The organism is Achromobacter sp. UBA5777 (assembly GCF_002418565.1).
Taxonomy (GTDB): Bacteria; Pseudomonadota; Gammaproteobacteria; order Burkholderiales; family Burkholderiaceae_B; genus Achromobacter; species Achromobacter animicus.
In genome coordinates, this window is the sequence record NZ_DIEJ01000082.1 from 36142 (window position 1) to 60074 (window position 23933).

The following is a 23933-nucleotide window of genomic DNA, read 5'->3' on the forward strand; positions in this document are numbered from 1 at the left end:
TCAGCCCGCAAATCAAGGAAGATGGAAATGGAAATACTCAGTCGGCACGTTGCCGACGTAGCGGGCGGCGTCGAGCTGCACACCACGCTGGATGGCGAAAGCATCAGCGTCTATGTCGTGATGGGCATAGACGATCTCAATGCGATCGCAGACATCGTGCCTCGCGAAAAAGTCGATGCAGGAGCGGACATACACGCCGCCAATGTCGACAATGTTGATAATGCGCAAGAACAGATCGACCAAGTGCTGGAAAATATGAATCCCGGCGACGTGGCGGTTTTCCTTTGCTCGGGTCCCGATGCTTTTGGCGCGGCGCTCGACTTGTTGGGTTTACCTATCGACGAGTAAGCCTGACGGCAAACCATAGTGTCATCCAAACGGCGTATTGCAGGTCGTACGCGCTTTTGATGGCATTTATATAAGCCTTGTTTGTTTTTTTATGATGTATTGGTGTTAACACCAATGCAGGGACTCGTTTACCCTTTAAAAACGTGCGAAATAACTGCGCAGTTTCTCTTTGTTGCATTATTGGCACGTATTTTTTAGGATTATGTTGACTTGTGAGGGGAACATAACGATAGTGTCGGCACACGATCACAAGCGTTGCGATTTTCGATCAGTGCCGTGCCTTTTCCGGCTCAGCGTTATTGTTCTACTGTCCCCTCCTTGATTGATTCGTGACCTCCGGGCATTTGCCCATTATCTCTAGGAAATACAGTATGGAAACCGGCGTCGTTAAGTGGTTCAATTCGGAAAAGGGTTATGGCTTCATCACCCCGGAAGCGGGCGGCAAGGACCTTTTCGCTCACTTCTCCGAAATTCAGGGCTCGGGCTTCAAGTCTCTGGAAGAGAACCAGCGCGTCAGCTTTGTGACGGCCAATGGCCCCAAGGGCCCGCAAGCCACGAAGATTCAAGTCCTGTAAGGATCTGAGTTTTCTCAAGAAGGCCCCTCGCGGGGCCTTTTTTGTTTTCTACGCGGTATCCTTGACGGCCGATTTTCCTCGCGGCCAACGCTTCCAATTCCCCGAGTCCATCGCCGCCATGACCACGACACCGCCAAAGACGTTCGCCCTGCAACCCGACGAGGTCGTCGCATTCTGGCTGGACGCTGGCCCCGCGCAGTGGTTCAGCAAGAGTGCCCAGTTCGATGCGGACTTTCGGGCGCGCTTTGAAGATGCGCATATGGCGGCGGCTGCCCGCCGACTCGATGCCTGGCTGGACGAACCCGCTGGCGCAATCGCGCTGATGATCCTGTTGGACCAGTTTCCGCGCAATGCCTACCGCGATACCGGGCATATGTTCGCCACTGACGCGTTGGCGCTGCATTTTGCCGAACGCGCCATCGCGGCGGGCCATGATCTTGCGGTCGATCCCTCGCTGCGCCAGTTTTTCTACATGCCGTTCGAACACGCCGAGAACCTGGCCGCGCAGAATCGGGCTATCGCCTTGATGGAGCCGCTGGGTGCGGAAGCCGTGCGTTGGGCCGTCCTGCATCGCGACATCATCAAGCGGTTCGGGCGTTTCCCGCACCGGAACGCGGCATTGGCTCGACAGACGACCCAGGCCGAACGCGAATTCCTGGAATCGGGTGGTTTCGCCGGGTAGGGCGCGCGGCACTCATAGGGACTTCGAGCGGCGCAGTGTCCACCTGTATCGGTACGTGGCAAGTTGAAAATGTTGGGCGTGCCGTGACGCCCGGCTTGCGCTCTTTAGCGGGTGTAGCGGGCTTTTCCGGGCGTGAATCCAGCCCTTTCGGACATTTGACGTTTTTCCGGGTTCACCAATAAACTGGTTTCAGCGAGATTCTCAAGCGACGCGGTCTGCGTTCTCCTTGGTCGCCGTCAGTGGTGCCGCGGTTGCTATCCTCTCCCATCCTTGAAGATCTGGCGTCCCGCGAGCAATCGCTTTTTAGGTCAAGGACATCCCATGGCAACCGGCATCGTCAAGTGGTTCAACGCCGAAAAGGGTTATGGCTTCATCATGCCCGACGACGGCAGCAAGGATCTTTTCGCTCACTACTCCGAAATCCGTAGCGAAGGCTATAAGTCGCTACAAGAAAACCAGCGGGTCACTTTCGACGTTGGAACCGGCCCCAAGGGTCCCAGCGCCAAGAACATCAAGGTCGCGGCCTGAGCTTCTTGGGTAGTGCTCCGGGCTCTGACCCGGTGTTCTATCCATAAAAAAGCCCCCACGTTTTGCGCGTGGGGGCTTTTTTTGTCCTGGCTTGCCTTAGTGCTTGGCTGAGCTGCCGGTCGACAGCTTGTCGACCAGGGCGATCCCCAGCGCCGACAGGATGAAGATGGCGTGAATGATGGTCTGCCACATCACGCCGGCTTCGGTGAAGCGCGCGTTCGGCGTGCCGATGGTGCCGGCTTCGATGAAGGTGCGCAGCAGGTGGATCGACGATATCCCGATGATGGCCATCGCAAGCTTCACTTTGAGCACGCTGGCATTCACGTGGCTCAGCCACTCCGGCTGGTCGGGATGGTTCTGCAGGCGCAGGCGCGATACGAACGTCTCGTAGCCACCCACGATGACCATCACCAGCAGGTTGGAAATCATGACCACGTCGATCAGTCCGAGCACGATCAGCATGATTTCCATTTCGCCGAAGCTGGTGGCGTGGGTGACCAGGTGCCAGAGCTCCTTGAGGAACAGCATCACGTAGACGCCCTGCGCGACGATGAGGCCCAGGTATAGCGGTAGCTGCAGCCAGCGCGAACTGAAGATGAGGCTGGGAAGCAGGCCTAGGCGGGGAGGGGGATTCGGGATCATGTGGGTGCGAGCCGTTGGGTTTGCGAAAAAAAGCGCGGCGGCAATTCTATCAACGCCATGGCACAGCGGACATCTCTTTTGGCCGGCTTTAAAAGGGCTAGCATGGCAGCCTTCGAATTGCTCGGCTATTTGGTAAGAGAAAATCGCATTTGCGAAACTCTGTGCCGGAATGCTTCGAAAGCTGTGGGCGTATATAGAATTGCCGCCTCGTTTGCATAGAACAAGTCAATAGGAGTTTGTTCCCATGAAGATCCGCTACACCGTCGCCGCGTTGGCCGTTGCGCTCGCCCCTTACTCGGCCGCACATGCGTTGGACATCGGTGGGCTCGTCGGCGCCGGCGCCAAGGTCGTCCAGGCGGCCACGCTGAGCGATGCCGAGATCAAGACCCTGTCGGACAAGGCGTGCGCGCAAAGCGATTCGCAGGAAAAGATCGCCGCGCCGGGCAGCAAGTACGACGCCCGTCTGCAGAAGATCGCCAAGGCACTGGGCAGCACGGTCAATGGCCAGAAAGCCAGCTACAAGGTCTATGTCACCAAGGACGTCAACGCGTGGGCAATGGCCAACGGCTGCATCCGCGTGTATAGCGGTCTCATGGACATGATGACGGACGACGAAGTAATGGGCGTGGTCGGCCACGAAATCGGTCACGTGGCCCTGGGCCACACCAAGAAGGCGATGCAGACCGCCTACACGGTGTCGGCTGCGCGTGACGCGGCGGGCGCGGCTGGCGGCGCCACTGTGGCTCAGTTGAGCTCCTCGCAACTGGGCGACCTGACCGAGAAGTTCATCAACGCGCAGTTCTCGCAATCGCAGGAAAGTGCGGCGGACGATTATTCGTTCGACCTGCTGCAGTCCAAGAAACAGAATACGCGGGGTCTCGTGACCGCGTTCCAGAAGCTGGCCGAGCTGGACGGCGGCAAGAGCGATATGATGAGCTCGCACCCGTCCTCGGCCAAGCGTGCGCAGCACATCGAAGACCGCATCGCCAAGGCCAAGTAACCTCTCGGCAAGGCGTCCGTCCTCGCTTTTTGGGCGATAAACGGGGCGCGAGCATCCGGGCAAATCCGGGGCTCGCGCCCCTTTGCGTCAGGGTGCCGGAAGTTTCCGGTAAAATGCCGCGTTTATCCGCCCGTAATCTCATCTCTCGGAAAATAGGTCTTTTAATGCAGCCTGTGGTTGAAACCCTCTCCGGCCTGGAGCGCCGTGTTGATCTGGCCGTCTCGGTGGCCGACGTCGAAAAGGAAGTCCAGGCGCAATTGAAGCGCGTGGCTCGGACCGCCAAGGTCCCCGGCTTCCGTCCGGGCAAGGCGCCGCTCGCCATGCTCGAGCGCAGCCATGGTCCCAGCATCCGCTACGACGTGATCAATAGCCAAGTTGGCCGTGCCTTTGAACAAGCCATCGACGGCGCCAAGTTGCGCGTTGCCGGCGCCCCGAACCTCGAGCCCAAGACGGAAGGCGTTTCCGACGACACGCTGGCGTTCACCGCCACGTTCGAGGTCTACCCCGAAGTCGCCGTGCCGGACCTGTCCGAGCTGGCCGTCACCCGCTACGAAACCGCCGTCACCGACGCAGAAGTCCAGCAGACGCTGGACGTGCTGCGTAAGCAACGCGCCACGTTCGAAGCCCGTGAAGGCCGCGCCAGCGCCGACGGCGACCGCGTCACCCTCGACTTCGCCGGCACCATCGACGGCGTGCCGTTCGAAGGCGGCAAGGCCGAAGACTTCCCGTTCGTGCTCGGCCAAGGCCGCATGCTGCCGGAATTCGAAGAAGCCGCCCGCGGCCTGAAGGCTGGCGAAACCAAGGTTTTCCAGCTCAAGTTCCCGGATGACTACCAAGGCGTTGAAGTCGCCGGCAAGACCGCCGAATTCACCATCACCATCAAGGAAGTGGCTGAAGGCGTCCTGCCCGAACTGAACGGCGAATTCGCCAAGTCGCTCGGCCAAGCCGAAGGCGACGTCGAAAAGCTCAAGGCCGACATCCGCAGCAACATCGAGCGCGAAGTGAAGGTCCGTTCGCAAGGCCGCACCAAGGCCAGCGTCATGGACGCCCTGGTCGAAGCCGGCAAGTTCGACGTGCCGAAGGCCCTGATCGACAACGACGTGCAAGGCCGTATCGCCGCTGCCCGCGAAGAACTGAAGCAGCGCGGCGTGCCCAATGCCGAATCCGTGCCGATCCCGGCCGAGGCTTTCTCGACCGAATCCGAGCGCCGCGTCCGCCTGGGCCTGCTAGTGTCCGAACTGGTCAAGCAAGCTCAGCTGCAAGCCAAGCCGGAACAGGTGCGCGCACGCATCGAAGAATTCGCCCAGAACTACGAACAACCCGCCCAGGTTGTCAGCTATTACCTGGCAGACCGCCAGCGTCGTGCTGAAATCGAGGCTATCGTGCTCGAAGACAACGTCGTCGCGCATGTTCTGGAAAAGGCCAAGGTCACCGACGAAAAGGTGGCTTTCGATCAGTTGATGGGGATGGCGTAACACTATGCAGAGATTCACCGATTTCTATGCGGCAATGAATGGCGGGTCTTCGGTGACCCCCACCGGCCTGGGCTACATTCCCATGGTGATCGAGCAGTCGGGGCGCGGCGAGCGCGCCTACGACATCTATTCGCGTCTGCTCCGCGAACGGCTCATTTTCCTGGTGGGTCCGGTGAACGACGCCACGGCCAACCTGGTCGTGGCTCAGTTGCTGTTCCTGGAATCGGAGAATCCTGACAAGGACATTTCCCTGTACATCAACTCGCCCGGCGGGTCGGTGTACGCGGGAATGGCCATTTTTGACACCATGCAGTTCGTCAAGCCGGACGTGTCCACCCTGTGCACCGGCCTCGCGGCCAGCATGGGCGCGTTCCTCTTGGCGGCTGGCAAGAAGGGCAAGCGTTTCACCCTGCCCAACTCGCGCATCATGATTCACCAGCCCTCGGGCGGCGCCCAGGGGCAGGCTTCCGACATCCAGATCCAGGCCCGCGAAATCCTGGACCTGCGCGAGCGCCTCAACCGCATCCTGTCCAACAACACCGGACAGAGCATGGAGCGCATCGAGCTGGACACGGAACGTGACAACTTCATGTCGGCCGAAGATGCGGTATCGTATGGCCTGGTGGACAAGGTCATGGCCTCCCGGTCCGAAGGCTGACTTCCCGGTTGAACCAGACCCGCTGCCATCATGTTTGAGTAAGCGCATGCGCTAGGCCATTTACCCGGCCTGGCGCATCTTTACCTGAGATACGAAAGAAATATGCCTGAAAAAAAGGGATCGGCAGACGCTAAGGTGCTGCATTGCTCGTTTTGCAATAAAAGCCAGCACGAAGTCCGCAAGCTGATCGCGGGTCCGTCGGTATTCATCTGCGATGAATGCATAGACTTGTGCAACGACATCATCCGCGAAGAGGCGCAGGCCACCGCGCGCGCGGCGATTCGTTCCGAGCTGCCCACTCCGGCTGAAATCAAGACTTTCCTCGACCAGTACGTCATTGGGCAATCGTCGCCCAAGCGCATGCTGGCCGTGGCCGTCTACAACCACTACAAGCGCATTCGCCACGGCGAAATCAAGGGCGACGAAGTCGAGCTCTCCAAGAGCAACATCATGCTGATCGGGCCCACCGGCTCCGGCAAGACGCTCCTGGCCCAGACGCTGGCTCGCATGTTGAACGTGCCCTTCGTCATGGCCGACGCCACCACGCTGACCGAAGCCGGTTATGTGGGTGAAGACGTCGAAAACATCATTCAGAAGTTGCTGCAGAACTGCAACTATGAAGTCGAAAAAGCCCAGCGCGCCATCATCTACATCGACGAGATCGACAAGATTTCGCGCAAGTCCGACAACCCGTCCATCACCCGCGACGTGTCGGGCGAGGGCGTGCAGCAGGCTTTGCTGAAGCTGATCGAAGGCACGGTGGCGTCGGTACCTCCGCAGGGCGGCCGCAAGCACCCCAATCAGGATTTCGTGCAGGTCGACACGACCAACATCCTGTTCATCGTGGGCGGCGCCTTCGACGGACTGGAAAAGGTCATCCGCGACCGCACTGAAAAGTCCGGTATCGGCTTCTCGGCGTCCGTGCGCGCCAAGTCCGAGCGCGGCGTCGGTGAATTGTTCTCCGAAGTCGAGCCCGAAGATCTCATCAAGTTCGGTCTCATCCCCGAACTGGTCGGCCGTCTGCCCGTGGTCGCCACGCTGGACGAGCTGGACGAAGCCGCGCTGGTCCAGATCCTGACCGAGCCCAAGAACGCCCTGCTCAAGCAATTCCAGAAGCTGTTCGCCATGGAAGGCGCCGAGCTCGACGTGCGGCCCGCTGCGCTTAAGGCCATCGCCCGCAAGGCGCTGCGCCGCAAGACGGGTGCTCGCGGTCTGCGCTCCATCATCGAACAGGCGCTGCTCGACACCATGTACGACCTGCCCTCGCAGGGCAACGTCAAGCGTGTGGTGCTCGACGAAAACGCCATCGAAGGCGAGGGCAAGCCCTTGCTGATCTACGCGGATGAAAACGCCGCGCCAGAGAAGCCGGAGCGCGGAGAAGTCCGCGACGCCGCCGCCTGATATTTCAAAAAAGCCCGTTCTCGTAACGGGTTTTTTTGCCTAGGGCGCTTCTCCATCCACGATCACGCTTTTCAGCCGGCCGCCATGGCCGCATACTGAAGACGGTTCCAGGGCCTTTTTGGGGCCTTTTGGTGATCCAGGCGGCCGAGATCTTGAATTTTCGGCTATTGTTCCCATAACAGACGTAATTGACGAGTTTGCTCGGGTATTACCCGGGTGTCCCGTCCCCATACGCCGAGTCATACCGAGGAACCTCATATGTCTGCCAGCCAGACCCTGCCTTCCGACCCGATCGACCTTCCCCTGCTGCCGCTGCGCGATGTCGTAGTGTTCCCGCATATGGTCATCCCGCTGTTCGTCGGCCGTCCGCGCTCCATCCGCGCGCTCGAGGTCGCGATGGAAGCGGGCAAAAGCATCATGCTGGTGGCTCAAAAGTCCGCCGGCAAAGATGACCCCACGCCTGAAGACGTATACGAAATTGGCTGCGTCGCCGGCATCCTGCAAATGCTCAAGCTGCCCGACGGCACCGTGAAGGTGCTGGTTGAAGGCACGCAACGCGCGCGCATCAATACCATCGAAGACGCCGATTCGCACTTCACCTGCCAGGTGTCGCCTATCGAACCGGACGCCATGCAGGGCTCCGAAACCGAAGCCTTGCGCCGCGCCATCGTTGCGCAGTTCGAGCAGTACGTAAAGCTCAACAAGAAGATCCCGCCCGAGATCCTCACCTCGCTGGCTGGCATCGACGATGCAGGCCGCCTGGCCGACACGATCGCCGCGCATCTTCCCCTGAAGCTCGAGCAGAAGCAGAAGATGCTCGAGATCACCGGCACATCCGAACGCCTCGAAGGCTTGCTCACGCAACTCGAAACCGAAATCGACATTCTCCAGGTCGAGAAGCGCATTCGTGGCCGCGTGAAGAAGCAGATGGAAAAGAGCCAGCGCGACTACTACCTGAATGAGCAGGTCAAGGCCATTCAGAAGGAGTTGGGCGAAGGCGAAGAGGGCGCGGACATCGAAGAGCTTGAAAAGAAGATCATCGCTGCCCACATGCCCAAAGAGGCGCGCAAGAAGGCCGATGCCGAGCTCAAGAAGCTCAAGCTCATGTCGCCCATGTCGGCCGAAGCCACCGTGGTGCGCAACTATATCGACACGCTCATCAATCTCCCCTGGAGAAAGAAGAGCAAGATCAACAACTCGATCAGCAACGCCGAGACGGTGCTGGACAATGACCACTACGGTCTCGAAAAGGTCAAGGAACGGATCCTCGAATATCTTGCCGTGCAACAGCGCGTGGACAAGGTAAAGGCGCCGATCCTGTGCCTGGTCGGCCCTCCGGGCGTCGGCAAGACCTCGCTTGGCCAGTCGATCGCCAAGGCTACGAACCGCAAGTTCGTGCGTATGGCGCTGGGGGGCGTGCGCGACGAAGCCGAGATCCGCGGTCACCGTCGTACGTACATCGGCTCGATGCCCGGCAAGATCGTGCAGAACATGTCGAAGGTCGGCGTGCGCAATCCGCTGTTCCTGCTTGATGAAATCGACAAGCTGGGCATGGATTTCCGCGGTGATCCCTCGTCGGCCCTGCTCGAAGTGCTGGATCCGGAACAGAACCACACGTTCCAGGACCACTACATCGAGGTCGACTTCGATCTGTCCGACGTCATGTTCGTGGCCACCAGCAACACGCTGAACATTCCGCCGGCCCTGCTGGACCGTATGGAAGTGATCCGCCTGTCGGGTTACACCGAGGAAGAAAAGATCCACATCGCCCGCGACCATCTGCTGCCCAAGCTGATGAAGAACAACGGCGTGAAGGATACCGAGCTGACGGTCGACGACAGCGCGCTGCGCGACATCGTGCGCTACTACACCCGCGAAGCCGGTGTCCGTGCGCTCGAACGCGAAGTGGGCAAGATCTGCCGCAAGGTTATCAAGCAATTGCTGACCCAAAGCGATCGCGCCAAGGCCGAGGGCAAAACGCTCGAGGTCAAGGCGGTCAACGTTACGGCCGACAACCTCAGCGATTACCTCGGTGTGCGCCGCTACGCGTTTGGCATGGCCGAAAAGGAAAACCAGATCGGTCAGGTCACCGGCTTGGCGTGGACGGAAGTCGGCGGCGACCTGCTGACGATCGAAGTCGCGGACATGCCCGGCAAGGGCGTCATCCAGCGTACGGGTTCGCTCGGCGATGTGATGAAGGAATCGGTCGAGGCCGCGCGCACCGTCGTGCGTTCGCGGGCTCGCCGCCTGGGCTTTGCCGACAGCGTCTTTGAAAAGCACGACATGCACGTGCACGTGCCGGAAGGCGCGACGCCCAAGGACGGTCCGTCTGCGGGTATCGCGATCACCACGGCCATGGTGTCGGCCCTGTCGCGCATTCCGGTGCGCGCCGACGTCGCCATGACGGGCGAGATCACGCTTCGGGGTGAAGTGCTGCCGATCGGCGGCTTGAAGGAAAAGCTGCTCGCGGCTCACCGTGGCGGTATCAAGACGGTTCTGATTCCGGAAGAAAACGTCAAGGACTTGGCGGAGATCCCGGACAACGTCAAGAACCACCTTGAGATCGTACCGGTGCGTTGGATCGACAAGGTGCTGGAACTGGCCTTGGAGCGTCTGCCGGAGCCGTTGGCCGAGGAAGAAGCCGTCAAGGAACCCCTGGTTGCCAAGCCGGCTGAACCCGGCTCTACCGACCCGGTCATGAAGCACTGATGGCGTCTTGAACGCCAGGGCGCTCTCGAAAGAGGGCGTCCGAAGCCCAAGGGTGTCCAAGGTCTTGCGGACCGCCCCAAAGCAAAAAACCCCGCTCAGTGAGCGGGGTTTTCTTTTGGATGTGGCGTGCCGGTAGAGGGGTATGGCGTAGGCGGCGCAGGCCGCCTGTCGGACGTGGCTATGTGAGGGAGTCGGTCGCGGCTTAGTGCAGCGCTTGCGTGCGGATAAGACCCACCGCAATGCCTTCCAGCGCGAATTCCTGATCGGCCTTGACCACAATGGTTTCGAAGTCGGGGTTTTCGGGCAGGAGCTCGATATGGCCGTTCTGGCGTTGAAGGCGCTTGACCGTGACATCGTCGCCAATACGAGCCACCACGATCTGGCCATTGCGGGCTTCAGATGCCTTTTTGACAGCCAGCAGATCGCCTTCAAGGATGCCTGCGTCGCGCATGCTCATGCCGCGGACTTTGAGCAGATAATCAGGCGCCTGGGCAAAAAGGCTAGGATCCACCCCGACTTCGCGTTCGACATGCTCGGCCGCAAGAATCGGGCTACCTGCCGCAACACGCCCGACCAGCGGCAAGAGAAGCTGGGCGAGGGCGGGGATGGGGAGCGAGGTCTGGGCGGGCGCGGCGGCGGCGTCTTTCAGACGGATGCCCCGCGAGGCGCCTGCGGTGAGCTCGATGGCACCCTTGCGTGCCAACGCCTTGAGGTGGTCCTCGGCGGCGTTGGGAGAGCGGAAACCCAGAGCCTGGGCGATCTCGGCACGCGTCGGCGGAAAGCCGGTGCGCGTGACCGTTTGCCTGATGAGGTCCAGGATTTGTTGTTGGCGATCCGTGAGTTTGCTGGCCATGGCGATGATCCGGTGCGAGCGGACTGTACATATATACAGCGCCATTCTGGGGGACGCAGCGCAAAAAAGCAAGCTGGCCGCGAGGGCAGCAAAAACGGGACCCGCAGGTCCCGTTTTTTGGCTGTAGACGACCGGAGTCGCCTGGCAATTTACAGCACAGCCGCGATGCCGGCTGCCACCTTGTCGATGTTGCCGCTGTTCAGTGCGGCCACGCAGATGCGTCCGCTGGACACGGCGTAGACGCCATGTTCTTCACGCAGACGGTCCACCTGAGCGGCGGAGAGGCCCGAGTACGAGAACATGCCGCGCTGCTTCAGCACGAAGCTGAAGTCCTGCTTGCCGCCGTGCTCTTTGATCTTGTCGACCAGCTGCGCGCGCATCAAGCGGATGCGATCACGCATGCCGGCCAGTTCTTCTTCCCAGAGGGCGAACAGCTCGGGCGTGTTCAGCACCGTGGAGACCACCGTGCCGCCGTGCGTAGGCGGGTTGGAGTAGTTGGTGCGGATGACTCGCTTGAGCTGGCTCAGTACGCGCGTGGCTTCCTCCTTGCTGCCGGCCACGACGGTCAGCGCGCCGACGCGCTCGCCGTACAGCGAGAACGACTTCGAGAACGACGAGCTGATAAACATGGTCATGTCCAGGTCCGCGAACAGGCGCACGACCGAGGCGTCTTCCGTCAGGCCGTCGCCAAACCCTTGGTAGGCGATGTCCAGGAACGGGACCAGGTTGTTTTCCTTGACGACAGCGGCGATCTGCTTCCACTGGTCGGGGGTGGGATCCGCGCCCGTGGGATTGTGGCAGCAAGCGTGCAGCACGACGACGGTCTTGGCAGGCGCGGCCTTCAGGTCGGCCAGCATGGCTTCGAAGTTCAAGCCGCGGGTGGTGGCGTCGTAGTAGGCATAGGTGCCGACTTCAAAACCGGCGCGCTCGAACAGGGCGCGGTGGTTTTCCCAGCTGGGATCGCTGATCAGGACCTTGGAGCCCGGCAGCAATTGGCGCAGGAAATCGGCGCCGATCTTCAGGGCGCCAGTGCCGCCCAGTGCTTGCGTGGTCAGCACGCGGCCAGCGGCGGCCAGCGCGGAGTCTTTGCCCAGCAGCAGCGCCTGAGCACCGGCGTTGTAGCCGGCGATGCCTTCGATCGGCAGATAGCCGCGAGCGGCGGCGGCTTCGATGCGGGCGGTTTCGGCCTTGCGCACTGCGCCCAGGAGCGGGATCCGTCCCTGATCATCGTAATACACGCCCACACCCAGGTTCACTTTACCGGGGCGGGTGTCCGCGTTGTATTGTTCGTTCAGGCCAAGAATGGGGTCGCGCGGCGCGAGCTCGACGGAATCGAATAGGGTGCTCATGGGACTCTGATGAGGTGGGTGGACGCAGTACGAAGTGCTGTGGATAATGGGGGGTTTACCCTGGAACAGTCTAGCATGCCTAAGAGCGCAATAGACCCGAGCGCGGGGGCTCCCGCCGCAAGTCCGGGATTCGTCGATTTCCCTGACAGCCCGTTTCATCTCTACCAACCCTATCCGCCGGCGGGGGACCAGCCCACGGCCATCGCAGGGCTGACCCAGGGTGTCGAAGACGGCCTCATGTACCAGACGCTTCTGGGCGTGACCGGGTCGGGCAAAACCTACACCATGGCCAACGTGATCGCGCGCATGGGCCGCCCGGCGCTGGTCCTTGCGCCCAACAAGACATTGGCCGCGCAGCTCTACGCCGAAATGCGCGAGTTCTTCCCGAAGAACGCGGTGGAGTATTTCGTTTCTTACTACGATTACTACCAGCCCGAGGCCTATGTGCCGACGCGCGACCTGTTCATTGAAAAGGACTCGTCCATCAACGAACACATCGAGCAGATGCGGCTGTCGGCCACCAAGAGCCTGCTCGAACGGCGCGACACGATCATCGTGGGTACGGTGTCGTGCATCTACGGTATCGGCAACCCCGGCGACTATCACGCGATGGTGCTTATCCTTCGCGCGGGCGACCAGATCGCCCGGCGCGAGATCCTCGCACGCCTGGTTGCCATGCAGTACACCCGTAACGACGCCGAGTTCACGCGTGGGGTCTTCCGCGTGCGCGGCGAAACCATCGACATCTTCCCCGCAGAAAGCGCCGAGCTCGCGTTGCGCGTGACGTTGTTCGATGACGAAATCGAAACCCTCGAACTGTTCGATCCGCTAACGGGCCGCATCCGCCAGAAGCTGCCGCGCTTCACTGTCTATCCCGGCTCGCATTATGTGACGCCGCGCGACACTGTGCTGCGCGCCATCGAAACCATCAAGGAAGAGTTGCGCGAGCGCGTCAAGCGGTTCGTCGACGATGGTCACCTGGTCGAGGCGCAGCGTCTTGAGCAGCGCACCCGCTTCGACCTGGAAATGCTGCAGGAGCTTGGGTTCTGCAAGGGCATCGAGAACTACTCGCGCCATTTGTCCGGCGCCGCGCCGGGCGACCCGCCACCGACTCTGATTGATTACCTGCCGTCCGACGCGCTGATGTTCATCGACGAAAGCCACGTCACGATCGGCCAGCTCAGCGCCATGTACCGCGGCGACCGGTCCCGCAAGGAAACGCTGGTGCAGTACGGCTTCCGCCTGCCGTCGGCGCTGGACAACCGTCCGCTCAAGCTCGAGGAGTTCGAGACCCGGATGCGCCAGTGCGTATTCGTTTCGGCAACGCCTGCCGCGTACGAACAGGAGCACGCGGACAACGTCGTGGAGCAGGTGGTGCGTCCCACGGGCCTTGTCGACCCTGTCGTGCAGGTGTTGCCCGCTCGCACGCAGGTGGACGACCTGCTGGGCCAGATCAAGGCGCGTGTTTCGCAAGGCGACCGCGTGCTGGTCACGACGCTGACCAAGCGGATGGCCGAAGACCTGACGGACTTCCTGAGCGAGCACGGCGTGAAGGTGCGCTACCTGCACTCGGACATCGACACGGTCGAGCGCGTCGAGATCCTGCGGGACCTGCGCCTGGGCACATTCGACGTGCTGGTGGGCATCAACCTGCTGCGCGAGGGTCTGGATATTCCGGAGGTGTCGCTGGTGGCCATCCTGGACGCCGACAAGGAGGGCTTCCTGCGCTCAGAGCGCAGCCTCATTCAGACCATCGGGCGCGCGGCGCGCAACCTGAACGGGCACGCGATTCTCTACGCTGACCGCATCACGGATTCGATGAAACGCGCCATGGACGAAACTGCCCGCCGGCGCACGAAGCAGCTTCAATTCAACGTCGACAACGGCATCACTGCGCGCGGTGTGCACAAGGCGGTGCGTGAATTGATCGACGGTATCGTGGCGCCTGCCCAACACGACACGCTGGAAGCGGCAGTGCCCGCGGAGTTGTTGAAGGATGAGAAGGCCCTGGCGCGCGAGATCAAACGACTGGAGAAGCTGATGATGGACCACGCCCGCAACCTCGAATTCGAACAGGCTGCCGCCGCCCGAGACTCGCTCAATGCGCTCAAGCAACGTGTGCTGCTGGACGGGGCAGTTTAGGGCAAGGCGGATCATTTCAGTTCATGCCCGTTCGCTTACGGCAAGCTGAAAATGCGCAAAAAGTGGTGCGCTGCCATCATGGTGTAACCATTCCGGAATTTTGCGCGCGTTACATCTCATAGGTTACCTGAACACAAGCTTGCAACCCCATGATTTCTTTGGGGTTATGTGCTCCATTAATTTGCGCTAGGTCAACTGCGCAGGTGCAAAAAAAGCTTGCCTTATCTCGGGTTTTCCCGCACACTTGCTCCCATGATGACCAAGGTACTTTTCGTTTGCATGGGCAATATCTGTCGCTCGCCGAGCGCAGAGGGCGTGTTTCGCCATTTGGTGAATGACGCGGGTTTGGGCGATGTTGTGCGCATCGACTCCGCGGGCACGCACGCGTTTCATATTGGCGAGGCGCCTGATGCCCGGGCGCAGGCTGCGGCACGTAAGCGCGGCTACGAGATCACTCACTGCGAGGCGCGTCAGGTCACCGCGGAAGACTTCCGTGACTTCGATCTTATTCTCGCCATGGATTGGGACAATCTGTCCGCCATGCAGCAGCAATGCCCCAAGGCGTACCAGCACAAGCTGATGCTCCTGATGCGCTTTGCCAACGAGTTCGAAGAAGCCACCGTGCCCGATCCGTACTACGGTGGCGCCGACGGTTTCGGCAAAGTCCTGGACTACCTGGAAGACGCCTGTCAGGGTGTTCTCGAACTGGTCCGCAAGCGCGCTACCCAGTACCAGGCTGCCTGATAGACCGGTTGCAGAGCCGCTCGCAGAGCGGCTCTCGAGGCATAAGGCAGTAAAGAACCGCGCAGATGCGCGGTTTTTTGTAGCCGGGAGCCATACCAAATTAGTCGGGAATAGGCTATACTTGAGCCAATTACTCGGGTATTGACCGCTGGATTCGCTGGCGGCCACTGCCGGAATCACAGGGAATTCACCATGCGGCTAACTACCAAAGGGCGTTTCGCCGTGACTGCCATGATCGATTTGGCTATGCGGCAGCATAGCGGTCCGGTCACTCTTGCGGCCATCAGCCAGCGTCAGAACATCTCGCTTTCGTATCTGGAACAGCTCTTCGGAAAACTCCGTCGTCACGAGCTCGTGGACAGCGTCCGCGGCCCGGGCGGCGGTTATTCGCTTGCGCGCTTGGCGCGCAACGTGACTGTTGCGGACATCATCTTCGCCGTCGACGAACCGCTGGACGCCACGAGCTGTGGCGGCAAGCGGGACTGTACGAGCGGCAACGACGGTAAGCCCGGCAAGTGCATGACGCATGAACTCTGGGCGACGTTGAATCGCAAGATGGTGGATTACCTGGATTCGGTGTCCCTGCAGGATCTCGTCGATCAGCAGCGTGTGCGCCAATTGCAGGAAGCGACCAATCAAGCGCAGGCCTGCGCAGTGCGCGTGAACCGGGTGGGAGGCGCTACCGCCGCCAACGCCCCGACCACCACTGTTGCTGCCAACGCCACCGTATAAGAAGTAGGAGTTGTAGAAATGACCACCCGTCCGATCTATCTGGATTATTCGGCCACGACGCCCGTTGATCCCCGCGTTGTTGATGCCATGGTGCCGTGGCTGTACGAAAACTTCGGCAACCCGGCGTCGCGCAGCCATGCGTTTGGCTGGGAATCCGAAGAGGCCGTCGAACGCGCCCGCGAACAAGTCGCCAAGCTGGTCAATGCCGACCCGCGCGAAATCGTCTGGACTTCCGGCGCCACCGAATCCAACAACCTCGCCATCAAGGGCGCGGCAAACTTCTATGCCGAGCGTGGCAAGCACATCATCACGGTCAAGACTGAACACAAGGCGGTTCTGGATACCTGTCGTGAGCTGGAGCGTCAGGGCTTCGAAGTCACCTATCTGAATGTCAAGGACAACGGCCTGATCGATCTGGACGTCTTCAAGGCTGCGCTGCGTCCCGACACCGTGCTGGTGTCCGTGATGATGGTGAACAACGAAATCGGCGTGATCCAGGACGTGGAAGCGCTGGGCGAAATCTGCCGCGAAAAGGGCATCATTTTCCACGTCGACGCCGCTCAGGCGACCGGCAAGGTGGAAATCGATCTGCAAAAGCTCAAGGTCGACCTGATGTCGTTCTCGGCTCACAAGACCTACGGCCCCAAGGGCATCGGTGCGTTGTACGTGCGCCGCAAGCCGCGCATCCGTATCGAAGCGCAGATGCACGGCGGCGGTCATGAGCGCGGTTTCCGCTCTGGCACGCTGGCCACGCACCAGATCGTCGGCATGGGTGAAGCCTTCCGCCTGGCGCGCGAAGAAATGGGCACCGAAAACGAGCGCATCCGCATGCTGCGTGATCGCCTGTGGAATGGTCTGTCGGAGATCGAAGAGGTCTACCTGAACGGCGACATGGACCAGCGCGTGCCGCACAACCTGAACGTGAGCTTCAACTATGTCGAAGGCGAGTCCCTGATCATGGCGATCAAGGAGCTTGCGGTTTCCAGCGGTTCGGCCTGCACCTCGGCCAGCCTGGAGCCTTCGTACGTGCTGCGCGCCCTGGGCCGCAACGATGAACTGGCGCACAGCTCGATCCGCTTCACGCTGGGTCGTTTCACGACCGAGAAGGAAGTGGACTTTGCGGTCGAACTGATCAAGAGCCGGGTTGGCAAGCTGCGCGATATGTCGCCGCTTTGGGAAATGGCCAAGGAAGGCATCGACTTGAACACCGTGCAGTGGGCCGCGCACTAAGCGCCCGCGCCTTGATATACGTGGAGAATTAACATGTCTTACAGCACCAAAGTTCTGGATCACTACGAAAACCCCCGCAACGTCGGTTCGTTCGACAAGTCGGACGACTCGGTGGGCACCGGCATGGTCGGCGCGCCGGCCTGTGGCGACGTCATGAAGCTGCAGATCAAGGTGAACGAAGCCGGCGTTATCGAAGACGCGCGCTTCAAGACCTACGGCTGTGGCTCGGCCATCGCCTCCAGCTCGCTCGTGACCGAATGGGTCAAGGGCAAGACGCTGGATCAAGCCATGAACATCCGCAACACTCAGATCGCCGAAGAACTGGCCCTGCCGCCGGTGAAGGTGCACTGTTCCATCCTGGCCGAAGACGCGATCAAGGCCGCGGTGCAGAACTACAAAGAAAAGCATTCGGCTACCGCCGAAGCTGTGGCGGGCTGATCATGTCCGTTACCCTGACCCAACAGGCTGCCACCCATATCGGCCGCTACTTGCAGAAGCGCGGAAAGGGTATCGGCTTGCGGCTCGGCGTTAGGACGACGGGCTGCTCCGGCATGGCCTACAAGTTGGAGTATGTCGACGCGGTCGAAGCGGAAGATGTCGTCTTCGAGAGCTTTGGCGTGAAGGTCTTCATTGACCCCAAGAGCCTGTCGTATCTCGATGGCACGGAGCTGGACTACGCCCGCGAGGGCCTGAACGAAGGCTTCAAGTTCCGCAACCCCAACGAGAAGGCGACCTGCGGCTGCGGCGAGTCGTTCACGGTGTAAGTCTTGGCTGGTGACGATCACTTCAGCCTGTTTGGCTTGCCGGCACGATTCGACCTGGACGGCCAGGCGCTTGAGCACGCCTGGCGCGCCGTCGCTGCGAAGGTGCACCCCGACCGCTTTGCCACGGCCAGCCCCGCGGAACGCCGCGTGGCGATGCAGTGGGCGGCACGTGCCAACGAGGCTTATCGCGAATTGAAGGATCCGCTGTTGCGGGCCCGCTACCTGTGTGAACAGGCGGGCGTGGACCTGCAGACAGAAAGCAACACGTCCATGGACGGAGCTTTCCTGATGCAGCAGATGACCTGGCGCGAGATGCTGGATGACGGGCGCGACGACGCCAGCGTTCTGAACGCGTTGCAAGCCGAACTGGACGAGGCGCGTGCCGAGATGCGCGCCACGCTGACGCGCCTTCTGGATGACGAACGCGATTACGCGGCGGCCGGGCGCAAGGTGCGGGAATGGATGTTCGTGGAAAAGCTGGCGCAGGAGCTGGCCCACGTGCAGCCCGCGGGATAGCCAACGGCGCGCTGGGGCGTTCCCGTCATGGGCGCCTGTCCGGCGCGGCCTACTGACCAGAAAAACAGAATCATGGCCTTATTGCAGATTTCCGAGCCCGGTGAATCGCCCGCGCCGCACCAGCGCAAGCTGGCGGTCGGGATTGACCTGGGCACCACCAATTCGCTGGTCGCTGCCGTGCGCAGCAGCGTGGCTGAAGTGCTGCCCGATGCGCAAGGCCATGCCTTGCTGCCGTCGGCGGTGCGCTATTTCCCTGGCGGCAAGGTCACCACGGGCCGCGAGCCGCTGGCTCAGCAGGCCGAGGATCCGCTGAACACGGTTGTGTCCGTGAAGCGTTTCATGGGCCGCTCGCTGGAAGAGGCACAGGCAACGCGCGCGCCTTACGAGTTTGTCGATGCGCCCGGCATGGTGCGCATTCGCACGGCGCAGGGCGATCTGAGCCCCGTGGAAGTGTCCGCGCAGATCCTGGCGGTGCTGCGTCAGCGCGCCGAAGACGTGCTGGGCGACGAACTGGTGGGCGCGGTCATCACCGTGCCTGCGTATTTTGATGACGCTCAGCGCCAAGCCACGCGCGACGCCGCGCGGTTGGCGGGCCTGAATGTCCTGCGCCTGTTGAATGAACCGACTGCGGCCGCCATCGCCTATGGGCTGGATAACGCCGCCGAAGGTGTTTACGCGGTTTATGACCTGGGCGGCGGCACGTTCGATATTTCCATCCTGCGCCTGACGCAGGGTGTGTTTGAAGTGATCTCCACTGGCGGCGATACGGCGCTTGGCGGCGACGACTTCGATATCCTGATCGCGGATCACGCCGTGGCGAAGCTGGGCTCGGGCGAACTGTCGCCCGCCGAGCGTCGCAGCTTGCTGATGGCCGCGCGTGCTGCGCGTGAAGCCTTGTCGGACGCCGACGCAACCAGCCTGAAGCTCACGCTGGCGGGCGGGCGCGACGCCGAACTGCCGCTTACCCGTGCTGAATTTGAATTGCTGGCCCAGCCGCTGATCGAGCGTACGCTGGACACGGCGCGCCGCGCGCTGCGCGATGCGGCGCTCAAGCCGGCCGATGTGCGCGGCGTGGTCATGGTGGGCGGCGCGACTCGGATGCCCGTCGTACGCGCTGCGGTGGCCCAGGTGTTCGGCACGGAGCCGCTGACCGATCTGGATCCGGATCAGGTCGTGGCGCTGGGCGCCGCGCTGCAGGCGAACCTGTTGGCGGGCAACCGGGCGCCGGGCGAAGACTGGCTGCTGCTGGACGTAATTCCGCTGTCGCTGGGCCTGGAAACGATGGGCGGGCTGGTCGAACGCATCATCCCGCGCAACAGCACCATCCCGGTGGCACGCGCGCAGGAATTCACGACGTTCAAGGATGGCCAGACGGCCATGAGCATCCACGTGGTGCAGGGCGAGCGCGATCTGGTGGCGGATTCCCGCTCGCTGGCGCGCTTTGAACTGCGCGGCATTCCGCCCATGGTGGCGGGCGCCGCACGTATCCGCGTGACCTTCCAGGTCGATGCGGATGGCCTGCTCAGCGTCACGGCGCGCGAGCAGAGCCAGGGCGTCGAGGCGATGGTGTCGGTCAAGCCGTCTTACGGTCTGTCCGACGACGAGATCGCGCAGATGCTGGCCGATAGCGTGGCGCAGGCTGACACGGACGCCAAGGCGCGCATGCTGCGCGAGCAGCAAGTCGACGCGCGCCAGTTGGTGGAATCGGTGCAGGCGGCGCTGGCCGTTGACGGCGACCTGCTAGACCCGGAAGAACGCAAGCGGGTGGACGAGTGCCTGGACGCCGCGATCGCGGCGCAGCAGGCGCAGGACGTGGACACCGTCACGCAAGCCGTGCAGGCCCTGTCCGCCGCGACCGACGACTTTGCCGCGCGCCGCATGGACCGTAGCATCCGCGCCGCGTTGGCCGGCCGCAAACTAGACGAAATCGCCTGATAAGAAGTTATGCCGAAACTGACTGTATTGCCTCATCCCGACTACTGTCCCGAAGGCGCGGTGATCGAAGATGCGCCCAAGGGCGTGTCGATCTGCCGCGTGCTGCTGGACAACCACATCGATATCGAGCACGCCTGCGAACTGTCGTGCGCCTGCACGACCTGTCATGTGGTGGTCAAGCAGGGTTATTCGTCGTTGGAAGACGCCACGGACGATGAGGAAGACCTGCTGGACAAGGCCTGGGGCCTGACCCCCACGTCGCGCCTGTCGTGCCAGGCGCTGGTAACGGACGCCGACCTGACGGTCGAGATTCCCAAGTACACGATCAATCACGCCAAAGAGGGCCATTGATGAAGTGGACCGACACCTACGAGATTGCGGCCGCGCTGTACGACGCGCATCCTGACGTGGACCCGAAGGTGCTGCGTTTTACGCAGTTGCGCGAATGGGTCATGGCCTTGCCGGGCTTCAGCGACGATCCCGCCCACAGCGGCGAGAAGATCCTGGAGGCCATTCAGATGGCCTGGATCGAAGAAGCCGACTGAACGTGGTTACACAAGACGCTCCCTGTAGGGAGCGTTTTTTATTGGGCGAGGCCGCCCGGCTGCAGGCAGCGTCGGGCTTGGTCTCGCGTATGACATGCTCGCGTCGCGCGGGCCACGGTATTATCGGGGATCCGTTCGTTTGTCCTTTCCAGCCGAGTCCACCGATGCCCGCTGCCCAATTGCGTTTTGGCCTGGCCGCCAATCGTTTGCACCATGAAACCCCCGACGCTGCCCTGTTTACCTGGCTGCGTGCGTGTTCGTCCACCATCCGCGAGCTGGGCGTGCAGTTGCACACGGTGGGGCGCACCCATGATGCGATCGTGCGCGAGGGCATGCTGCAGGGCTACCCCGGCCTGATCCGTTACCCGTACGGCCGCGAGGGCGGTCTGATGAAGCTGGTGGCGCGTGTGACCGAAGGTCGCGACGGCCAGGCGCCGTTTGATGGCGCGATCTACCTGATCGATCCGGTCGACCCGTCGTCGATTTTTCCGGAAGCGCTGGCGCTCAAGCGGCAGTGCATCACGCATGGCCGTCCGTTCATTTCGACGCTGGCCGGCGCCATCGAATGGATGGAAGTCGAACGCATACACGCCGGGCTGGCGCCGGACGCATCCGCGTCGCGCCATTTCAATTTCTCGGGTCAGACGCTGGCGATGATCGCCCACGACGCGCTCAAGGACGAGATGGTGGCGTTTGCCAGCGAGCATTTTGATGTGCTGTCGCGCTTTGCCCGGCGCGTGGCCACCGGCACGACCGGCGGCCGGCTCAATGAGCTGGCGTGGTCGCGCGGCTGGCCCAAGGACACGCCGTGGGTGCATCGCTACCTGAGCGGTCCGCTGGGCGGCGATGCGCAGATCGCGGAGCTGGTGCTTGAGCATCAATGCCAGCGCGTCATCTTCTTTGAAGACCCCCACGTCGCACGCCAGCACGAGGCCGATATCCAGCTGCTGGAACGCGCGGTGCGCGTCGTCACCGAGTCCGCCACCTGCGCCACGTCGCCCACGGTCGCGCGCCGCTGGGCGCAAGCGGTCGAAAAGCGGATCGTCTGAGCGTTACGCGCGCGCCGCGGCGGGCCCCGCGTCGGTAATGATGCGGGCGACGCGGTCCGCGACGGCTGCCGCCGCCAACGACAGCGGCAACACATCGGAACGGCACAGAAATACCGGGCGGGTCAGACGGGGCCGGCCGATCCGCCGCAATTGCACGAGGCCGCGCTCGGCCTCCTGGCGCACGGCTTCAAACGACAGGATCGTATGGGCAACGCCGGCCTGCGCCAGCTCGATCAGCTGCGGGATGGCGTTGGCTTCGGCAATGACGCGGAATTCAACCTGTTCGCGCTGCTGATATTGATCCAGTAAGCGTCGCAGGCTGTGCGGATTGCCCGGCAGCACCAAAGGCAACGCGGACAGGGCGCGCAGGCTGATGGTCGGCAGCGCAGCCAGGTCCGATGACGCGCGTTTGCCGCGTTTTGCCAAGGACGGTGATACGACCACCAGTTCCTCGTCGATCAGATGCTGGAAACGCAGATCGACGGACGCTTCATCGCTGAATGTCAGCCCCAGATCGGCATGGCCCGAACTGACGAAGCCGGGGATATAGCCCGTGCTGGACTCGATGATCTTCAAATAGACGCCCGGCCAATGGGCGAGGCTGAACCGTAGCAGCGGCACCGTCAGCAGCTTGGCGATGGACATCGACATGGCCAGCGATACCGTGCCACGCGGCGCGTTGAGGTCTTCACGCACGTCGGCACGCGCCGCGTCGATGCGTCCGAGGATTTCGCGCGCGTGCGCCAACAGACGCGTGCCGGCCGCGGTGGGTGTGACGCCACGGGCGCTGCGTTGAAGCAGGACGACGCCCAGGTCTTCTTCAAGATTGCGGATCTGCAAACTGAGCGCAGGCTGGGCCACATGCAGCGACGTGGCGGCGCGGCTGATCGAACCCGTTGACACCACCGCGACAAAGCATTGCATCGCGCGTATGGACATGGACATGAAGGACCTCAAAAAAACCGGGCCATCATTTTTTTGTTATGGCCCGCATACTTAAACGGTATTTCTAATATAGCAATCCGCTTCCGATAATGGGCGTCATCCAAGAAGAACCACAGGAGACATCATGACGCTCAACAAACTGTTTGCCGGCTGCCTCGCTTGTTCGGCGCTGTCTGCGCCCGCGTTTGCGCAAGCGTGGCCCGCCAAGCCCATCACGCTGGTGGTGCCGTTTTCAGCGGGCGGGCCAACGGATTTCATCGCGCGCCTGGTGGCCGAGCCGCTGGCGCGTGAACTGGGCCAGCAGGTCATCGTGCAGAACAAGCCGGGCGCGAGCGGCAACGTGGGCTACCAGAGCGTGCTCAATGGTCCGGCCGATGGCTACACGCTGATGCACAACACGGTGGCCATGCAGGCCATCAATCCGCTGATGTATCCCAGCGCCAGGATGCATCCGCTGAAGGATTATATGCCGGTCGGCACGACGGGCGCGATGCCGAACCTGCTGGTGGTGAACCCCGAGCGCACGCCCGTCAGCACGCTGGCCGAGCTGGTCGAGCGCGGGCGCAGCGCGCCGCACGGCCTGAGCTACGCGACGTTCGGTCCTGGCAGCTCGCCGCACGTGTACGGCGCGTCGCTGCAGAAGCTGGCCAATTTTCAGGCCGTGGGTGTGGCCTACAAGGGCAGCGCCAATGCCGTGACCGATGTGATCGGCGGGCAGGTCGACTTTCTCTTCGACAGCATATCCACCAGCATCGGGCAGGTGCAAGGCGGCCGGTTGAAGGCGCTGGCCATCACGTCCGCCGAACGATCGCCATTGCTGCCGAACGTTCCCACCTTGAAGGAAGCGGGTTACCCCAGTCTGGATCTGAAGTTCTGGTTCGCGTTGCAGACGCCCGCCGGCACGCCGGACGACGTGGTCCAGAAGCTGCGCGCGGCAGTCGCGAAGGTAGTGGCCAGCGACGCGTATCGCAAAGCGATGCAGGAGCGCGGGGCAGAGGCCTTCCAGGTGACGCCGGCCAAGCTGGATGACTTTTTCAAGCAGGAAACCGCACAGTGGACGCAGGCCGCGAACTCCATTGGGCTGAAGGCGGAACAGTGAATACGGCAGGCG

25 protein-coding genes are annotated in these 23933 nt (G+C 61.9%); 21 read left to right on the forward strand and 4 right to left on the reverse strand.

The window, feature by feature from the left end; all coding sequences use genetic code 11:
* Positions 1 to 27: 27 nt before the first annotated feature.
* The 4 genes from B3446_RS05825 (at position 28) to B3446_RS05840 (ending at position 2133) form a co-directional block, all read left to right on the forward strand.
* Positions 28 to 348 (forward strand): hypothetical protein, encoded by a 321-nt coding sequence (locus B3446_RS05825; RefSeq protein ID WP_175123413.1) that lies wholly within the window; start codon positions 28 to 30, stop codon positions 346 to 348.
* A 371-nt stretch (positions 349 to 719) separates the two neighbouring features.
* Positions 720 to 923 carry a cold-shock protein gene (locus B3446_RS05830; protein WP_006220190.1) on the forward strand — a complete coding sequence of 68 codons (204 nt, stop codon included), beginning with the start codon at positions 720 to 722 and terminating at the stop codon, positions 921 to 923.
* Positions 924 to 1041: 118 nt separating this feature from the next.
* Positions 1042 to 1605 carry a DUF924 family protein gene (locus B3446_RS05835; protein ID WP_191575871.1) on the forward strand — a complete coding sequence of 188 codons (564 nt, stop codon included), beginning with the start codon at positions 1042 to 1044 and terminating at the stop codon, positions 1603 to 1605.
* A gap of 321 nt (positions 1606 to 1926) precedes the next feature.
* Positions 1927 to 2133: a cold-shock protein gene (locus B3446_RS05840; RefSeq protein ID WP_042794090.1), complete on the forward strand. Its 207-nt coding sequence runs from the start codon at positions 1927 to 1929 to the stop codon at positions 2131 to 2133.
* 96 nt (positions 2134 to 2229) lie between these two features.
* Here the strand turns inward: B3446_RS05840 and B3446_RS05845 are convergent, their stop codons facing one another.
* Positions 2230 to 2775 (reverse strand): TIGR00645 family protein, encoded by a 546-nt coding sequence (locus B3446_RS05845; RefSeq protein ID WP_175123411.1) that lies wholly within the window; start codon positions 2773 to 2775, stop codon positions 2230 to 2232.
* A gap of 244 nt (positions 2776 to 3019) precedes the next feature.
* Here B3446_RS05845 and B3446_RS05850 point away from each other — a divergent pair, with 244 nt between their 5' ends.
* The 5 genes from B3446_RS05850 (at position 3020) to lon (ending at position 10018) form a co-directional block, all read left to right on the forward strand.
* Positions 3020 to 3775, forward strand: a complete 756-nt coding sequence (locus B3446_RS05850) for a M48 family metalloprotease (protein WP_175123410.1) — start codon at positions 3020 to 3022, stop codon at positions 3773 to 3775.
* A gap of 164 nt (positions 3776 to 3939) precedes the next feature.
* Positions 3940 to 5250 carry a trigger factor gene (tig, locus tag B3446_RS05855; RefSeq protein WP_175123409.1) on the forward strand — a complete coding sequence of 437 codons (1311 nt, stop codon included), beginning with the start codon at positions 3940 to 3942 and terminating at the stop codon, positions 5248 to 5250.
* A gap of 4 nt (positions 5251 to 5254) precedes the next feature.
* Entirely contained in the window at positions 5255 to 5908 is a 654-nt protein-coding gene (gene clpP, locus B3446_RS05860; protein ID WP_175123408.1) for an ATP-dependent Clp endopeptidase proteolytic subunit ClpP, read from the forward strand.
* 102 nt (positions 5909 to 6010) lie between these two features.
* Positions 6011 to 7309 (forward strand): ATP-dependent Clp protease ATP-binding subunit ClpX, encoded by a 1299-nt coding sequence (gene clpX, locus B3446_RS05865; RefSeq protein ID WP_056562435.1) that lies wholly within the window; start codon positions 6011 to 6013, stop codon positions 7307 to 7309.
* A 258-nt stretch (positions 7310 to 7567) separates the two neighbouring features.
* The gene (gene lon, locus B3446_RS05870; RefSeq protein WP_175123407.1) at positions 7568 to 10018 is read left to right on the forward strand and encodes an endopeptidase La; all 2451 of its coding nucleotides are present in this window, start codon (positions 7568 to 7570) and stop codon (positions 10016 to 10018) included.
* Between the two features lie 202 nt (positions 10019 to 10220).
* Here the strand turns inward: lon and lexA are convergent, their stop codons facing one another.
* Both lexA and B3446_RS05880 read right to left on the reverse strand, forming a co-directional pair.
* Positions 10221 to 10871, reverse strand: coding sequence for a transcriptional repressor LexA (lexA, locus tag B3446_RS05875; RefSeq protein ID WP_291378356.1), 651 nt, complete (start codon positions 10869 to 10871; stop codon positions 10221 to 10223).
* A 149-nt stretch (positions 10872 to 11020) separates the two neighbouring features.
* The gene (locus B3446_RS05880) at positions 11021 to 12220 is read right to left on the reverse strand and encodes an amino acid aminotransferase (RefSeq protein WP_291378359.1); all 1200 of its coding nucleotides are present in this window, start codon (positions 12218 to 12220) and stop codon (positions 11021 to 11023) included.
* A gap of 75 nt (positions 12221 to 12295) precedes the next feature.
* Here B3446_RS05880 and uvrB point away from each other — a divergent pair, with 75 nt between their 5' ends.
* From uvrB to B3446_RS05935, 11 genes are all read left to right on the forward strand, one after another.
* A complete protein-coding gene (uvrB, locus tag B3446_RS05885) occupies positions 12296 to 14362 on the forward strand; it encodes an excinuclease ABC subunit UvrB (protein ID WP_291378361.1) in 2067 nt (688 codons plus the stop codon).
* 252 nt (positions 14363 to 14614) lie between these two features.
* Positions 14615 to 15106 (forward strand): low molecular weight protein-tyrosine-phosphatase, encoded by a 492-nt coding sequence (locus B3446_RS05890; protein ID WP_006386176.1) that lies wholly within the window; start codon positions 14615 to 14617, stop codon positions 15104 to 15106.
* A 192-nt stretch (positions 15107 to 15298) separates the two neighbouring features.
* Positions 15299 to 15838, forward strand: a complete 540-nt coding sequence (gene iscR, locus B3446_RS05895; RefSeq protein WP_056318865.1) for a Fe-S cluster assembly transcriptional regulator IscR — start codon at positions 15299 to 15301, stop codon at positions 15836 to 15838.
* Positions 15839 to 15856: 18 nt separating this feature from the next.
* Positions 15857 to 17068, forward strand: coding sequence for an IscS subfamily cysteine desulfurase (locus tag B3446_RS05900; RefSeq protein WP_191575565.1), 1212 nt, complete (start codon positions 15857 to 15859; stop codon positions 17066 to 17068).
* 33 nt (positions 17069 to 17101) lie between these two features.
* Complete coding sequence (gene iscU, locus B3446_RS05905) at positions 17102 to 17506, forward strand: Fe-S cluster assembly scaffold IscU (RefSeq protein WP_175123403.1); 405 nt, start codon at positions 17102 to 17104, stop codon at positions 17504 to 17506.
* A gap of 2 nt (positions 17507 to 17508) precedes the next feature.
* Positions 17509 to 17832 carry an iron-sulfur cluster assembly protein IscA gene (iscA, locus tag B3446_RS05910; protein WP_175123402.1) on the forward strand — a complete coding sequence of 108 codons (324 nt, stop codon included), beginning with the start codon at positions 17509 to 17511 and terminating at the stop codon, positions 17830 to 17832.
* A gap of 3 nt (positions 17833 to 17835) precedes the next feature.
* A complete protein-coding gene (gene hscB, locus B3446_RS05915; protein ID WP_191575564.1) occupies positions 17836 to 18348 on the forward strand; it encodes a Fe-S protein assembly co-chaperone HscB in 513 nt (170 codons plus the stop codon).
* Between the two features lie 72 nt (positions 18349 to 18420).
* Complete coding sequence (gene hscA, locus B3446_RS05920; protein ID WP_291378383.1) at positions 18421 to 20283, forward strand: Fe-S protein assembly chaperone HscA; 1863 nt, start codon at positions 18421 to 18423, stop codon at positions 20281 to 20283.
* 9 nt (positions 20284 to 20292) lie between these two features.
* Positions 20293 to 20634, forward strand: coding sequence for an ISC system 2Fe-2S type ferredoxin (gene fdx / locus B3446_RS05925; protein ID WP_013394592.1), 342 nt, complete (start codon positions 20293 to 20295; stop codon positions 20632 to 20634).
* Positions 20634 to 20828: a Fe-S cluster assembly protein IscX gene (iscX, locus tag B3446_RS05930; protein ID WP_175123399.1), complete on the forward strand. Its 195-nt coding sequence runs from the start codon at positions 20634 to 20636 to the stop codon at positions 20826 to 20828. Before fdx ends, iscX begins: the two co-directional genes overlap by 1 nt.
* Positions 20829 to 20992: 164 nt before the next feature.
* Positions 20993 to 21877, forward strand: a complete 885-nt coding sequence (locus B3446_RS05935) for a methylglyoxal synthase (protein WP_056562398.1) — start codon at positions 20993 to 20995, stop codon at positions 21875 to 21877.
* 3 nt (positions 21878 to 21880) lie between these two features.
* On the opposite strand, the gene B3446_RS05940 is transcribed toward B3446_RS05935, so the two are convergent.
* Entirely contained in the window at positions 21881 to 22822 is a 942-nt protein-coding gene (locus tag B3446_RS05940; RefSeq protein WP_291378389.1) for a LysR family transcriptional regulator, read from the reverse strand.
* Positions 22823 to 22946: 124 nt separating this feature from the next.
* Between B3446_RS05940 and B3446_RS05945 the strand changes: the two genes are divergently transcribed.
* Complete coding sequence (locus tag B3446_RS05945) at positions 22947 to 23921, forward strand: Bug family tripartite tricarboxylate transporter substrate binding protein (protein WP_291378391.1); 975 nt, start codon at positions 22947 to 22949, stop codon at positions 23919 to 23921.
* Positions 23922 to 23933 lie beyond the last annotated feature (12 nt).

Excerpts from the sequence above, each read along its gene's own strand:
- B3446_RS05825 (WP_175123413.1), top strand. The coding sequence starts at position 28 with ATGGAAATACTCAGTCGGCACGTTGCCGACGTAGCGGGCGGCGTCGAG.
- B3446_RS05830 (WP_006220190.1), top strand. The coding sequence starts at position 720 with ATGGAAACCGGCGTCGTTAAGTGGTTCAATTCGGAAAAGGGTTATGGC.
- B3446_RS05835 (WP_191575871.1), top strand. The coding sequence starts at position 1,042 with ATGACCACGACACCGCCAAAGACGTTCGCCCTGCAACCCGACGAGGTC.
- B3446_RS05840 (WP_042794090.1), top strand. The coding sequence starts at position 1,927 with ATGGCAACCGGCATCGTCAAGTGGTTCAACGCCGAAAAGGGTTATGGC.
- B3446_RS05845 (WP_175123411.1), bottom strand. The coding sequence starts at position 2,775 with ATGATCCCGAATCCCCCTCCCCGCCTAGGCCTGCTTCCCAGCCTCATC.
- B3446_RS05850 (WP_175123410.1), top strand. The coding sequence starts at position 3,020 with ATGAAGATCCGCTACACCGTCGCCGCGTTGGCCGTTGCGCTCGCCCCT.
- tig (WP_175123409.1), top strand. The coding sequence starts at position 3,940 with ATGCAGCCTGTGGTTGAAACCCTCTCCGGCCTGGAGCGCCGTGTTGAT.
- clpP (WP_175123408.1), top strand. The coding sequence starts at position 5,255 with ATGCAGAGATTCACCGATTTCTATGCGGCAATGAATGGCGGGTCTTCG.
- clpX (WP_056562435.1), top strand. The coding sequence starts at position 6,011 with ATGCCTGAAAAAAAGGGATCGGCAGACGCTAAGGTGCTGCATTGCTCG.
- lon (WP_175123407.1), top strand. The coding sequence starts at position 7,568 with ATGTCTGCCAGCCAGACCCTGCCTTCCGACCCGATCGACCTTCCCCTG.
- lexA (WP_291378356.1), bottom strand. The coding sequence starts at position 10,871 with ATGGCCAGCAAACTCACGGATCGCCAACAACAAATCCTGGACCTCATC.
- B3446_RS05880 (WP_291378359.1), bottom strand. The coding sequence starts at position 12,220 with ATGAGCACCCTATTCGATTCCGTCGAGCTCGCGCCGCGCGACCCCATT.
- uvrB (WP_291378361.1), top strand. The coding sequence starts at position 12,296 with ATGCCTAAGAGCGCAATAGACCCGAGCGCGGGGGCTCCCGCCGCAAGT.
- B3446_RS05890 (WP_006386176.1), top strand. The coding sequence starts at position 14,615 with ATGATGACCAAGGTACTTTTCGTTTGCATGGGCAATATCTGTCGCTCG.
- iscR (WP_056318865.1), top strand. The coding sequence starts at position 15,299 with ATGCGGCTAACTACCAAAGGGCGTTTCGCCGTGACTGCCATGATCGAT.
- B3446_RS05900 (WP_191575565.1), top strand. The coding sequence starts at position 15,857 with ATGACCACCCGTCCGATCTATCTGGATTATTCGGCCACGACGCCCGTT.
- iscU (WP_175123403.1), top strand. The coding sequence starts at position 17,102 with ATGTCTTACAGCACCAAAGTTCTGGATCACTACGAAAACCCCCGCAAC.
- iscA (WP_175123402.1), top strand. The coding sequence starts at position 17,509 with ATGTCCGTTACCCTGACCCAACAGGCTGCCACCCATATCGGCCGCTAC.
- hscA (WP_291378383.1), top strand. The coding sequence starts at position 18,421 with ATGGCCTTATTGCAGATTTCCGAGCCCGGTGAATCGCCCGCGCCGCAC.
- fdx (WP_013394592.1), top strand. The coding sequence starts at position 20,293 with ATGCCGAAACTGACTGTATTGCCTCATCCCGACTACTGTCCCGAAGGC.
- iscX (WP_175123399.1), top strand. The coding sequence starts at position 20,634 with ATGAAGTGGACCGACACCTACGAGATTGCGGCCGCGCTGTACGACGCG.
- B3446_RS05935 (WP_056562398.1), top strand. The coding sequence starts at position 20,993 with ATGCCCGCTGCCCAATTGCGTTTTGGCCTGGCCGCCAATCGTTTGCAC.
- B3446_RS05940 (WP_291378389.1), bottom strand. The coding sequence starts at position 22,822 with ATGTCCATGTCCATACGCGCGATGCAATGCTTTGTCGCGGTGGTGTCA.
- B3446_RS05945 (WP_291378391.1), top strand. The coding sequence starts at position 22,947 with ATGACGCTCAACAAACTGTTTGCCGGCTGCCTCGCTTGTTCGGCGCTG.